We start from the raw sequence: 12493 nt of genomic DNA on the forward strand, positions 1-12493 counted from the left end.
CCCTACCCTCCCGTGCGCGCCAGCATGCGCCAGGCGCGCAGCGCACGGCGCGCAAATTCCATCGCCAGCAACACCGCCCCCAGCAGCAAGGGCACACTCAGCCACCACTCGGGGAACATCCATTCCTTGAACACCATCGCCCCCTGCTGCGCCGCATCCCGGGCCACGCGCACCGATTGCCAGGCCAGCACCGCACAGACGGCAAACGCCAGCGCATCGCACAACAACTCCAGGCGCAAGGCCCAGCGCAAGGGCAGCTTTTGCACCAGCAGGTCGATGCGGATATGTCCGTTGTGATAGAGCAGCCAGGGCGCGGCGATGAAGGTCGCCACCATCAGCATGTACTCTGAAATTTCCGTGCTCGCCACAATCCAGTGCAAGCCCAGATTGCGCAGCACCACATCGCTGGCAATCAATACGCCCATTGCGCCGAACAGCATCGCCGCCACAGCGCCGCAGACCTGCATCAAACGGCCATACCAACCGCGCACAGCAGGCGCGGGCGGGTTGTGCGCCTGCGGCGCAGGCATTTGCATCGCCATCACCGCCCCTTGTTATGGCTTGCCCGTGCGAAAGAGCTTTTCAATCTCCGGCGCATCTTTGGGATTGACTTTTTTGATCGCCGCCCAGCCCGCGCCATAGGCCGCCTCCCGCAACGCCTCGGCCTGTTCCGGCGCCCATTGCAGGATTTGCACGCCCGCTTGCTGCAAGCGCTGTTTTTCCTCTGCTGCCAGAGCCGGATCGCGGGCGTTATCGGCCTCCACCCACTGCACCATCTTGTCCAGGAACTGGCGCTGCTCGGGCGTCAAACCCTCCCAACTGCGCTTGTTCATGAACAGGCTGACCTCCACGTTGTAAAAGCCCGGATCGATGCGGTAACGGGTTTTTTCCTGCCAGCCTAAATCCATCACCCCCACCGACGGCCAGCCATAGCCATCGACCACACCCCGCTCCAGCGCGGTATACACCTCGCCGGGGGCCACTTGCAGCGCCGATGCGCCCAGCGCGCGGAAAAACGCCAGGTAAATGGGCGTGCTGCGCAGCTTCAAACCCTTGAGATCCTCGAGCTTGTCCACCTTCTTGTTGCTGTAGATGTGGTAATCGAGCCCGTCGCTGACACGCGCCAGCCACACCATGTTGGCCTTTTGCTGGTGCAGCCGATTCATCAACTCGTGGCCGCCATTGGCGCGCAGGGCCTGGATAGGCTGGTCGGTAAACGTCATCGCCAGCGCCTCGGGCACCAAATTGGCATGGAACACCGCTGAGGTATTGGCCAAATCCACCACGCCCGCGCGCACCGCATTGCCAATCTCAAAGACCGGAATCGCCTCCGGCCCGCCCACGACCTTGATTTGCACCAGGCCCTTGCCTTCCTCATTGACCTTCTGAACAAAAGCCTCGAAACGCCGGGCAAAAAACGTATCCGCCACAAACGCATTGACCGCCTTCAAGGTCACTTCCCCTGCCGTGGCAGCGCCTGCCGCCACCAACAACACACCCGCTATCGCCCACGCGCCCAATCGCTTCATAACGCCTCCTGTTCATGCAAAAAATGGTTTTCCAACCATTTTGTTTAAGCCTAAACATTGCAGCAATCATGAGAAACCCTGAACCACCCCCCTTGCGAAAAGCCTTTTACTTTAGAAAATTCATTTGAAAATCAATATGTTGCAATACATCCGCAATCACATTACATGCAGCCATTCATGGCGCTGCGAGCGCACCGCCTGCGCTTTTCGTCGCTGTCGCACGCAAGCCATGCTTTGCCCATTGGTCGGCTGTGCAGAGGCTTTGAACAGGCTCTCACGCACGCCATCAACCCCGTGCCGGTTGCGCCCTGAACAAGGCCACGCCCATACCCAGCATGACCAGCAGCAGCCCAGCGATGGTGGCCAGCGCCGGTTGCTCGCGCAAGAACAGGGCCGCAATCACCGTAGCCAGACCCGGCACCAGCGCGGCAAACAAGCTGCCCACGGCTGGCCCCAGCAGCAACACCGCCTGGCTGTACAGATATAAAGCCAAGATGGAAACGAAAAAACCTTGATAGACGATGTGCGGCAGCAGCACGGGCAATGGCTGCGCCAGCAGTGCCAAGCCCTTGCAATAAAAGTACAGCGGCGCGAACAGCAGCATGGAGAGCACCGACACAATGGCCGTGGCATGCAAAGCCGAGCGGCACAGCGCCTTGGCAGTGACGGTGTACACGGCCCACAGCAAGCCACCAAGCAGAAACAGCCCATAGGCCCGCGCCGCGCCCAAGCCAGCCGCGCCCATGCTGTGCAACGCCACGGCGGACATGCCGAGGACGATCAGCGCAATGCCCAGCCATTCGTTGCGGCGCAGCCGGGTGCGCAGCAGCAGCATCGAAATGGTCAGCGAGAACACGATCATGCTGGCCGGGACGATGGCAGCAAACTGCTCCACCGGTGCCTGGCGCAACCCTTGCGCCACCACCAGCATGTAAGGCGCGCCTATCCCCAGCACCATCAGCGCCAGCCCCCACCATGGGATGCCGCCCAGGCCCTTGCGCAGCAGAAAGGGCGCCAGCAGCAGGCCGGAGAAAAAGTAGCGAATGAAGACAATATCCAGCACATCCAGCGGCGCATAGGCCACACTCAGGCGGGTCATGACCGGGAAGGCGCCCCATATCAGCGCAGAGCCGACGCCACAGGCCGCGCCCAGCCAGAAACGCTTGGTTTGCATCATCAAAGCCTTTCGTCCAGGCCGCCTCAGCGGCGCTTGTTAGCATGGCTCGGGGCGTTTTGCAGAACCCGGCCCGGTTTGAATGTTTGACAGTGTTGTCAATTTTGACAGGTATGTCAAGAAAGGAAATTTGCGTGAGCGGCGTACGACAATTCGACGAGGCGGCCATCGTGCCCAAGATGCTGGAGGTATTTCGCGCCAAGGGCTGGCAAGGCAGCTCCATGCAGGATCTGGCGCAGGCCAGCCAGGTGCAGCGCGGCTCGCTCTACCACGCCTTTGGCAGCAAGCAGGCACTGTTTTTGCGCGCCTTCGATCTGTACGCGCAGCGCTTCGAGCGCAAATTGCAAACTGCCTGGCGCACTGCGGATGGCGCGAGCGACGCTGACGCAGCCGCCGTGTTGCAAGGCTTTTTCGATGTGGCGCTATCCAACATGTGCGGCCGACCGGCCCACGGCTGCCTGACCACCCGCACGGCCATGGAGCTGCAAGCCGATGACGGCCCGATCCGCCAGCGTTTGCAGCAGTTTCTGCAAGGTTTGCAAGCGCAGTTGGCCCTGCGGCTGGACAGACCAGATGCGCGCGCGCAATTGCGCCTGCCGCCGCAGGCCACGGCCCAGACCGTGCTGACCTTCACCCGAGGGCTGGCGGTCATGGAGCGCATCCAGCGCGATCGCGCACAGTTGCACACGCAAACACAGGCTTTCGTGCAGTTGCTGCTGCGCTAGACGCACCGCCTTAGCGCAAAGGGGCCGAAAGCGATCTGAACGGAGATCGCCGCGCCCCCCCAATCCGGCAAACCCCTAGAGCCTGTTCAAAGTCTCGGCACGAGCGGGCAAGAAGCGGTTTGGGATGGGCTGCAAGGCGCAAAACGCAGCCATAGCCCCCGCTATGGCGAGGCTTTGCAACGCCGCAGGCCGCCCCAATCCGTTCTCTTGACCGCCGTGTAGAGACTTTGAACAGGCTCTTACGCCGCGCCGTAAGGGCTGAAGTGGCTGTGGTGCTCATCCACTGCCAAGGTGCTGCCCAGAAACGGGAAGGCGCGCTGGCGGCAGTCTTGGCGCTCGCAGACTTTGCAACCCATGCCGATGGGCGTGGCCGCTTGCGGGTCTTTGCAGTCCAGGCCGCGCGAATACACCAGTTGGCTGGCATGGCGCACATCGCAGCCCAGACCGATGGAGAACATGGTGCGCGGCGCGCCCCAGCCGCCCGCGCCGCTGGCGCCCAGATCGCGGCGTGTGACGGTGCGGGCAATCCAGAGGTAAATGCGCCCATCGGGCATGCTGGCCAGTTGGGTGAGCACACGGCCGGGCTGCTCGAACGCCTCATACACCTTCCACAGCGGGCAGGTGCCGCCGGTGCGGCTGAAGTGAAAGTGCGTGGCCGACTGGCGCTTGCTGATGTTGCCCGCGCGGTCCACACGCACGAAGAAGAACGGCACGCCGGGCGCGCCGGGGCGTTGCAAGGTGCTGAGGCGGTGGCAGACGGTTTCAAAGCCCACGCCAAAGGCATCGGCCAGCAGGTCGATGTCGTAACGCAGCGCCTGAGCCTGGGCGAGAAAGCGCTGGTAGGGCAGCAACCAAGCGCCCGCAAAGTAATTGGCCAGGCCGATGCGCGCCAGCCGCCGCGCTGGCTCGTCGTGGGCCAGGGGCGCAGCTTCGGTGAGGGCGTCGAGCAGCGGGGCGTGTTCGATCAAGGCCCATTGCGTGGCCATTTGAAAGCTGCGCTGGCTGGCGTCCAGCCGCCGATCCAGCAACAAGGTGCGCGCGGCCGGGTCGAAGCGGCGCTTGCTGCCGCTGCCCGGCGGGGCGGGCAAGACGGTGATGCCATGCGCCTGTGCCAGACGGCGCGCCAGCCATTGGGCGTTGGCCGAGGCAGGTGTGGCGAACGGGCTGCTGGCGTGGTGGGCGCTGGTCTGGGCGCTTTGCTCCTGCCGGGCTTGTTCGGCCAACGCTTCGGCGGCGCGGTCGATGGCGTCGAAATGGTTTTGATGGGCGTAGAAAAAATCACGCACGGCTTCAAACGGCGTGGTGCGCGGCGCGGCAATGCCTGCGGCGGCGGCCGCGATGCGCTGGGCGGGGCGGCGGCCTGCGCGGGTGGCATCAGCCGTGGGAGTTTTTGCGCTGTCGCCAGCGGCTTCGTCCTGGGGCGCAGCGCCACGGCCATCGCCCAGTTGCAAGGCCAGGGCTTCGAGTTTGTCCAGCGCGTCCTGATGGCGGCGGTGCAGCGCCAGCAGCGCGCGGCCCAGAGCGGGCATTTGCGTGGCGACTTCTTGCAGCTCCGGCAGGCTGATCGGCTCGGGCGCATCGACCAGCGCCTCGCGCAAGCTGGCGATCAGGCGCGCCTGCTCGTCTTCGGAAAACTGCTGGATGTCCACCCCCAGCGCGCGGTGGATTTTCAGCAGCACAGCCACCGTCAAGGGGCGCTGGTTTTGCTCGATCTGGTTGAGGTAGCTGGTGGAGATGCCCAGCGCCTGGGCCAGCGCCGCTTGTGTGAGGCCGCGCTCATCGCGCAGGCGGCGCAGCTTCACGCCCATAAAGACTTTTTTCATCGTTGGCAGGCTCGCAAGGGGCGCGACACAGCGCGCTTTTTGTTATTCGCAAAATTTGCAAAATTTGGCATTTTGATTCGCAACATTACGCTTTTTCAGCTCTTATGCGGCCCAGAATTTTTGCGTACATTGCGAATCATGACAAGCTTTGACAGTGCTACCGAGGTGCAAGAAATCGTGCTTGCACAAGATGCCAACCACCGCCAAACCCTGTTTGCCGGTCATGGCCTGCGCATGCTGGCCAAGAGCGCTTATTTATGCGCCCGCCAATTTGCCCATAGCGAAGTGGTGATGGCCCGCGTGGTGGATGTGCAATTTCTCGCCCCCGTGGCCGTGGGCAGCGCGCTCAGCCTGCGCGCCTGGGTTGCGCGCGTGGGCCGCAGCTCCATGACGGTGTGCGTGCACGGCCTGGCCGAACAAGCGCCGGGCATCCCCGCCGAGCTGGCCTTGCAAGGCTTGTTTGAGATGGTCGCCGTCGATGCCCACGGCAGACCCAAGGCCGTGCCCCAGGCCGTCAATCCCAATCAGGAGAAAACCCCATGAACCCCACCGCCACCGCCCAGGAAAGCCCACCTGCCGCATCTGCCACCTGTGCCACATCGGCCGCCCCGGCCACCGCCAAGCCCAAGAAATCCGTCGCCCTCTCGGGCGTGGCGGCGGGCAATACCGCGCTGTGCACCGTGGGGCGCTCGGGCAACGATTTGCACTACCGTGGCTACGACATTCTGGATGTGGCCGAGCGCTGCACTTTTGAAGAAGTGGCGCATTTGCTGGTGCACGGCAAGCTGCCCAACCCGGCCGAGCTGGCGGCCTATCTGGGCAAGCTGCGCGGCCTGCGTGGCCTGCCCGCGCAGGCGCGCGCGGTGCTCGAGGCCCTGCCCGCCAGCGCCCACCCGATGGATGTGCTGCGCACCTACGTCTCCATGCTGGGCACGGTGCAGCCGGAAAAAGAGGAGCAAAGCCTAGCCGGCGCGCGCGACATTGCCGACAAGCTGCTAGCCTCGCTGGGCTCGGCGCTGCTGTACTGGTACCACTTCGCCCACAACGGGCGGCGCATCGAGGTGCTGACCGATGACGACTCCATCGGCGGCCATTACCTGCACCTGCTGCACGGCCAGCGCCCCAGCGACTCTTGGGTGCGCGCCATGCACACCAGCCTGATCCTGTACGCCGAGCACGAATTCAACGCCAGCACCTTCACCAGCCGCGTCATCACCGGCACGGGCAGCGACATGTATTCGGCCATCGCCGGGGCCATTGGCGCGCTGCGCGGGCCCAAGCACGGCGGGGCCAATGAGGTGGCCTTCGACATCCAGAGCCGCTACGCTGACCCGGACGCGGCCGAGGCCGACATCCGCCGCCGCGTCGAGGCCAAGGAGGTGGTGATCGGCTTTGGCCACCCGGTCTACACCATTGCCGATCCGCGCAACCAGGTCATCAAGAAGGTGGCGCGCCAGCTCTCGCAGGAGGCCGACTCCATGCGCCTGTTCGATGTGGCCGAGCGCGTCGAAGCGGTGATGTGGCAGGCCAAGCGCATGTTCCCCAATCTGGACTGGTTCAGCGCCGTGAGCTACCACATGATGGGCGTGCCCACGGCGCAGTTCACGCCGCTGTTCGTGCTGGCGCGCACCGCGGGCTGGAGCGCGCACGTGATCGAGCAGCGCCAGGACGGCAAGATCATCCGCCCCAGCGCCCACTACACCGGGCCGGAGAACCTGGCTTTCGTGCCCATCGAGGCGCGCGCCTGACCCCTCCCCTTCCACTTCAAGGGAAACTTCGCAGCATATCCACCATGCCGAAATGCCGCGCTTTTCTTGCCGATTGATCCGCCATTTCTCGCAACAACAATACCAATCAAAAAGAAAACCATGCGCTTATACATCATGCCGAAACAAGGCAGTTTTCTTTCTTTTTGATATGGAATAAAACCCGCGCAAGCCCCGCCTGGGCTTGACGCCACCACCCACACCCCACGACCTGCCCATGAACACCGCCTTCCGCAAACCCCTGCCCGGCACCGCGCTGGATTATTTCGACGCGCGCTCCGCCGTCGAAGCCCTCTCGCCCGGCGCCTGGGCGCGCCTGCCCTACACCGCGCGCGTGCATGCCGAGAACATCGTGCGCCGCGCCGAGCCTGCGCGCATCAACGACTACCTGGGCCAGCTCATCGGCCGGCTGCGCACGCTGGACTTTCCCTGGTACCCGGCGCGCGTGGTCTGCCACGACATCCTGGGCCAGACGGCGCTGGTCGATCTGGCCGGGCTGCGCGAGGCCATTGCCGCGCAGGGGGGCGATCCGGCGCAGGTCAACCCGGTGGTGCCGGTGCAGCTCATCGTCGATCACTCGCTGGCGGTGGAAGCGCCGGGCTTTGACCCGGACGCCTTCGCCAAGAACCGCGCCATTGAGGAGCGCCGCAACGAAGACCGCTTCCACTTCATCGAGTGGTGCCGCAGCGCCTTTGACAAGGTGGACGTGATCCCGGCGGGCAACGGCATCATGCACCAGATCAATCTGGAGAAGATGTCGCCGGTGATCCAGGCGCAGGGCGGCGTGGCCTACCCCGACACCTGCGTGGGCACCGACAGCCACACGCCGCACGTCGATGCGCTGGGCGTGATCTCGGTCGGCGTGGGCGGGCTGGAGGCCGAGAACGTGATGCTGGGCCGCGCCTCGTGGATGCGCACGCCCGAGATCGTCGGCGTGCGCCTGGACGGCCGCCGCCAGGAGGGCATCACCGCCACCGACATCGTGCTGGCGCTGACCGAGTTTTTGCGCCAGCAGAAAGTGGTGGGCGCGTATCTGGAATTCCACGGCGAGGGCGCGGCCAGCCTGACCGTGGGCGACCGCGCCACCATCGCCAACATGGCGCCCGAATACGGCGCCACCGCCGCCATGTTCGCCATCGACGAGCAAACGCTGGACTACCTGCGCCTGACCGGGCGCGCGCCCGAGCAAGTCGCGCTGGTGGAGCGCTACGCCAAGGCCGCCGGGCTGTGGGCAGGCGATCTGGCCCAGGCCGAGTACGAGCGCCACCTGGCATTCGACCTCTCGCACGTCGTGCGCAACATGGCCGGCCCCAGCAACCCGCACCGCCGCCTGCCCACCGCCGAGCTGCAAAAGCGCGGCATCGCTGACCCCGTCAAGCTGACCATGGCCCGCTCGGAAGAAGCGCGGGGCCTGCTGCCCGATGGCGCAGTCATCATCGCCGCCATCACCAGCTGCACCAACACCAGCAACCCGCGCAACGTCATCGCCGCAGGCCTCTTGGCGCGCAACGCCCGCCAGCGCGGCCTGGCGCGCAAGCCCTGGGTCAAGACCTCGCTGGCGCCCGGCTCCAAGGCCGTGGAGCTGTATTTGCAGGAGGCGGGCCTGCTGGGTGACTTGCAGGCGCTGGGCTTTGGCATCGTCGCCTTCGCCTGCACCACCTGCAACGGCATGAGCGGCGCGCTCGACCCTGCCATCGAGCGCGAAATCATCGAGCGCGACCTCTACGCCACCGCCGTGCTCTCGGGCAACCGCAACTTCGACGGCCGCATCCACCCCCACGCCAAGCAGGCCTTTCTGGCCAGCCCGCCGCTGGTGGTGGCCTACGCCATCGCAGGCACCGTGCGCTTCGACATCGAGCAGGACGTGCTCGGCCTGGACGAACAAGGCCGCGAAGTGCGCCTGAAAGACATCTGGCCCAGCGACGCCGAAATCGACGCCGTGATCGCCGCCGCCGTCAAGCCCGAGCAGTTCCAGCGCATCTACACCCCCATGTTCGCCAAGCGCGCGCGCGCCGAAAACGCCAGCCCGCTGTATGACTGGCGGCCGCAAAGCACCTACATCCGCTGCCCGCCCTACTGGAGCGGCGCGCTGGCCGGCGCGCGCACGCTGCGCGGCATGCGGCCGCTGGCCATCCTGCCCGACAACATCACCACCGACCACCTCTCGCCCTCCAACGCCATCTTGCGCGACTCGGCCGCGGGCGACTACCTGGCGCGCATGGGCCTGCCCGAGGAGGATTTCAACTCCTACGCCACCCACCGGGGCGACCACCTCACCGCCCAGCGCGCCACCTTTGCCAACCCAAAGCTGTTCAACGAAATGGTGAAAAACCCCGACGGCAGCGTGCGCCAAGGCTCGCTGGCGCGCGTGGAGCCGGACGGCCAAGTCATGCGCATGTGGGAAGCCATCGAAACCTACATGCAGCGCGGCCAGCCACTCATCGTCATCGCCGGGGCCGACTACGGCCAGGGCAGCTCGCGCGACTGGGCCGCCAAGGGCGTGCGCCTGGCCGGGGTCGAGGCCATCGTGGCCGAAGGCTTCGAGCGCATCCACCGCACCAACCTCATCGGCATGGGCGTGCTGCCGCTGCAATTTCTGCCCGGCGAGAACCGCCACACCCTGGCGCTGGACGGCACGGAAACCTTCGACGTCATCGGCCAGCGCCACCCCGGCGCGCGCCTGACGCTGGTCATCCACCGCCAGGATGGCAGCCAGAGCCAAGCCACCGTGCTGTGCCGCCTGGACTCGGACGAGGAAGTCCAGATCTACGAAGCTGGCGGCGTGCTGCAACGCTTTGCGCAGGACTTTCTGGCGCAGGCGGGCAGCGCACGCCAAGCCGCCACCGCTTGAATGCCCCACCCGAATGCCTTGCCTTTTCCCCCCTCTCCCGCTGGCGGGAGAAGGCCGGGGTGAGGGTGTGCGCCCGCCAGGGCGCGATCCCTGCTCAGGCATGACAGAAACATCCCCCCATTCACCACTTCTTCCCCCGAAAGCCCCCCATGCTCCCTGCCCCGCCACTCCCCGCCCCGCTGCGCATCCCCGCCACCTACATGCGCGGCGGCACCAGCAAGGGCGTGTTTTTTCGTCTTGCGGATTTGCCGCCCCAGGCGCAGCAGCCCGGCGCGGCGCGCGATGCCTTGCTGATGCGCGTGATCGGCTCGCCCGACCCCTATGCCCAGCACATCGACGGCATGGGCGGGGCCAGCTCCAGCACCAGCAAGTGCGTCATCATCTCGCCGTCAAGCCGGCCCGGCCACGACGTGGACTACCTCTACGGCCAGGTCGCCATTGGCGAGGCGCTGGTCGATTGGAGCGGCAACTGCGGCAACCTCTCCAGCGCCGTCGGGCCGTTTGCCATTGCCAACGGCTTGATCCCGCCCGAGCGGCTGCGGGATGGCATGGTGGAAGTACGCATCTGGCAGGCCAACATCGGCAAGACCATCCTCGCCCGAGTGCCGGTGCAGGGCGGGCAGGTGGTGGAAGGCGGTGATTTCATGCTCGATGGCGTGGCCTTCCCGGCGGCGGAAATCGTGCTCGAATTCATCGACCCGGTGGACGAAGGCGAAGGCGCGATGTTCCCCACCGGCCAGCTCGTCGATGAACTCGACGTGCCCGGCCTGGGCCGCCTGCCCGCCACGCTCATCAGCGCCGGCATCCCCACCGTCTTCGTCAACGCCGCCGACATCGGCCTGACCGGCAGCGAGCTGCAAAAGGACATCAACGCCGACGCGCAAAAGCTGGCCATGTTCGAGGCCATCCGCACCGCAGGCGCGCTGCGCATGGGCCTGATCCAGCGCCCGGAAGAAGCCGCCCAGCGCCAGCACACGCCCAAAGTGGCCTTTGTCGCCCCGCCCGCCGACTACACCGCTTCCAGCGGCAAGACCATTCATGCTGCCGACATCGACCTGCGGGTGCGGGCGCTGTCCATGGGCAAGCTGCACCACGCCATGATGGGCACGGCCTCGGTCGCCATCGCCGCCGCCACCGCCGTGCCCGGCACGCTGGTGAACCGCGCCGCTGGCGGCGAACCGCGCGAGAGCGTGTGCTTTGGCCACCCCTCAGGCAGCTTGCGCGTGGGCGCGGCAGTGGAAAACGCCAGCGGCCGATGGACGGTGAAAAAAGCCGTGATGAGCCGCAGCGCCCGGGTGCTGATGAGCGGCTGGGTGCATGTGCCCGTCGACACCCTCGCGCCCACGCAGAACTTGCCGGAAAACACGCCGGAAAACCGCCCGGCGTAACACCAAAGCAAGGCCAGCGACCGCCCCGGCCAACAATCCAAAATTACAAATCAATGTGAATTCCACTTTATATATAACAAGCCTAAAACAGAATTTTTTATTTCCTATTGATTTGTAAAAATTCAAACCAAAACCTCAGGAAAGCCACACTCATGTCCGCTCCCCCTCGCCAGCAACTGCGCACCCTCATCCAGGCCCGCCGTGGCGCCCTCGTGCCCGGCGCCTTCAATGCCTTGTCGGCCAAGGTCGCCGAAGACCTGGGTTTTGAAGCCATTTACGTCACCGGCGCGGGCGTGACCAACATGTGGCTGGGCCTGCCCGACCAAGGCTTCATGGGCCTGCACGAAATCGCCGAGCACACCGCCCGCATCCGCGACGCCGTGGCCCTGCCGCTGATCGTCGATGCCGACACCGGCTTTGGCAACGCCCTCAACGTCTACCACAGCGTGCGCACACTCGAGCGCGCCGGAGCCGACTGCATCCAGCTCGAAGACCAGCTCGCGCCCAAGCGCTGCGGCCACTTCAGCGGCAAGCAGGTCATCAGCACCGAGGAGGCCGTGGGCAAGATCAAGGCCGCCGCCGATGCCCGGCGCGACGCCGACCTGCTCATCATGGCCCGCACCGACGCCGCAGCCGTGCACGGCTTCGAAGCCGCCGTTGAGCGCGCCCAGCGCTTTGCCGAAGCCGGGGCCGATCTGCTGTTCGTCGAAGCCGTCACCAGCGCCGAGCACATCCGCGCCCTGCCCGGCCTGCTGCCCGTGCCGCAACTGATGAACATGGTCATCGGCGGCAAAACCCCCATCGTCGGCGCCGACGAGCTGGCCGCGCTGGGCTACGGCGTCGTGCTCTATGCCAACGCCGCGCTGCAAGGCGCGCTCACCGGCATGCAAAACGCCCTGGGCGCGCTGCGCCGCGACAAGCAGCTGCTCGAATCCAGCGGCCTGGTCGCCCCCTTCGCCGAACGCCAGCGCCTGGTCGGCAAACCGGCCTGGGATGCATTGGAGCAGCGTTACGGCTGAGGGGCGGGTACATGCCGCCTTTCGTTCTCGCCCGTTTCAGCATGCCGTGCCAGCGTTGCATCGGCTTGCAGGTACTGGCCGGGCGTGGCGCCGAAGGACGGGCGAAAGCTTCGATGAAGGCGCTGACGTTGCCGTAGCCAGCCTGCGCTAGCAGTGGTAGGCGGGCAACCTGGAAACAAACGCCCCATCGAGAGGCCAAGCCCAAACAACCAACCCGC

The 12493-nt window shown here is 65.5% G+C and carries 10 protein-coding genes; 6 read left to right on the forward strand and 4 right to left on the reverse strand.

All coding sequences use genetic code 11. The features are described 5' to 3' along the window. Window positions 1–2: 2 nt before the first annotated feature. The 3 genes from EBQ26_RS09425 to EBQ26_RS09435 all read right to left on the reverse strand — a co-directional run bounded on the left by EBQ26_RS09425 (window position 3) and on the right by EBQ26_RS09435 (window position 2703). Entirely contained in the window at window positions 3–530 is a 528-nt protein-coding gene (locus EBQ26_RS09425; RefSeq protein ID WP_122238807.1) for a TRAP transporter small permease, read from the reverse strand. A 24-nt stretch (window positions 531–554) separates the two neighbouring features. Beyond that, a complete protein-coding gene (gene dctP / locus EBQ26_RS09430; RefSeq protein WP_122238764.1) occupies window positions 555–1529 on the reverse strand; it encodes a TRAP transporter substrate-binding protein DctP in 975 nt (324 codons plus the stop codon). A 286-nt stretch (window positions 1530–1815) separates the two neighbouring features. Next, the gene (locus EBQ26_RS09435) at window positions 1816–2703 is read right to left on the reverse strand and encodes a DMT family transporter (protein ID WP_238944277.1); all 888 of its coding nucleotides are present in this window, start codon (window positions 2701–2703) and stop codon (window positions 1816–1818) included. A 134-nt stretch (window positions 2704–2837) separates the two neighbouring features. On the opposite strand from EBQ26_RS09435, the gene EBQ26_RS09440 reads away from it, so the two are divergent. Next, the gene (locus EBQ26_RS09440; protein WP_238944278.1) at window positions 2838–3428 is read left to right on the forward strand and encodes a TetR/AcrR family transcriptional regulator; all 591 of its coding nucleotides are present in this window, start codon (window positions 2838–2840) and stop codon (window positions 3426–3428) included. 239 nt (window positions 3429–3667) lie between these two features. Here EBQ26_RS09440 and EBQ26_RS09445 read toward each other — a convergent pair whose 3' ends face one another. Then, window positions 3668–5251 (reverse strand): short-chain fatty acyl-CoA regulator family protein, encoded by a 1584-nt coding sequence (locus EBQ26_RS09445; protein WP_122238767.1) that lies wholly within the window; start codon window positions 5249–5251, stop codon window positions 3668–3670. A 138-nt stretch (window positions 5252–5389) separates the two neighbouring features. Here EBQ26_RS09445 and EBQ26_RS09450 point away from each other — a divergent pair, with 138 nt between their 5' ends. The 5 genes from EBQ26_RS09450 to EBQ26_RS09470 all read left to right on the forward strand — a co-directional run bounded on the left by EBQ26_RS09450 (window position 5390) and on the right by EBQ26_RS09470 (window position 12275). Then, entirely contained in the window at window positions 5390–5794 is a 405-nt protein-coding gene (locus EBQ26_RS09450) for an acyl-CoA thioesterase (protein WP_122238768.1), read from the forward strand. Next, window positions 5791–6999 carry a bifunctional 2-methylcitrate synthase/citrate synthase gene (gene prpC, locus EBQ26_RS09455; RefSeq protein ID WP_122238769.1) on the forward strand — a complete coding sequence of 403 codons (1209 nt, stop codon included), beginning with the start codon at window positions 5791–5793 and terminating at the stop codon, window positions 6997–6999. The genes EBQ26_RS09450 and prpC overlap by 4 nt, the downstream gene beginning before the upstream one ends. Window positions 7000–7234: 235 nt before the next feature. After that, window positions 7235–9868, forward strand: a complete 2634-nt coding sequence (gene acnD, locus EBQ26_RS09460) for a Fe/S-dependent 2-methylisocitrate dehydratase AcnD (RefSeq protein WP_122238770.1) — start codon at window positions 7235–7237, stop codon at window positions 9866–9868. Window positions 9869–10017: 149 nt separating this feature from the next. Then, on the forward strand, window positions 10018–11256 hold the full coding sequence (gene prpF, locus EBQ26_RS09465) for a 2-methylaconitate cis-trans isomerase PrpF (RefSeq protein WP_122238771.1): 1239 nt from the start codon (window positions 10018–10020) through the stop codon (window positions 11254–11256). Between the two features lie 152 nt (window positions 11257–11408). After that, window positions 11409–12275 (forward strand): isocitrate lyase/PEP mutase family protein, encoded by an 867-nt coding sequence (locus EBQ26_RS09470; RefSeq protein WP_122238772.1) that lies wholly within the window; start codon window positions 11409–11411, stop codon window positions 12273–12275. Window positions 12276–12493 lie beyond the last annotated feature (218 nt).

This window comes from Allofranklinella schreckenbergeri (genome assembly GCF_003703475.1).
In the GTDB taxonomy this organism is placed as follows: Bacteria; Pseudomonadota; Gammaproteobacteria; order Burkholderiales; family Burkholderiaceae_C; genus Lampropedia; species Lampropedia schreckenbergeri.

What these genes read in the sequence shown, in the direction of transcription:
- EBQ26_RS09425 (WP_122238807.1), bottom strand. Translation starts at nt 530, where the DNA reads ATGCCTGCGCCGCAGGCGCACAACCCGCCCGCGCCTGCTGTGCGCGGT.
- dctP (WP_122238764.1), bottom strand. Translation starts at nt 1,529, where the DNA reads ATGAAGCGATTGGGCGCGTGGGCGATAGCGGGTGTGTTGTTGGTGGCG.
- EBQ26_RS09435 (WP_238944277.1), bottom strand. Translation starts at nt 2,703, where the DNA reads ATGCAAACCAAGCGTTTCTGGCTGGGCGCGGCCTGTGGCGTCGGCTCT.
- EBQ26_RS09445 (WP_122238767.1), bottom strand. Translation starts at nt 5,251, where the DNA reads ATGAAAAAAGTCTTTATGGGCGTGAAGCTGCGCCGCCTGCGCGATGAG.
- EBQ26_RS09450 (WP_122238768.1), top strand. Translation starts at nt 5,390, where the DNA reads ATGACAAGCTTTGACAGTGCTACCGAGGTGCAAGAAATCGTGCTTGCA.
- prpC (WP_122238769.1), top strand. Translation starts at nt 5,791, where the DNA reads ATGAACCCCACCGCCACCGCCCAGGAAAGCCCACCTGCCGCATCTGCC.
- acnD (WP_122238770.1), top strand. Translation starts at nt 7,235, where the DNA reads ATGAACACCGCCTTCCGCAAACCCCTGCCCGGCACCGCGCTGGATTAT.
- prpF (WP_122238771.1), top strand. Translation starts at nt 10,018, where the DNA reads ATGCTCCCTGCCCCGCCACTCCCCGCCCCGCTGCGCATCCCCGCCACC.
- EBQ26_RS09470 (WP_122238772.1), top strand. Translation starts at nt 11,409, where the DNA reads ATGTCCGCTCCCCCTCGCCAGCAACTGCGCACCCTCATCCAGGCCCGC.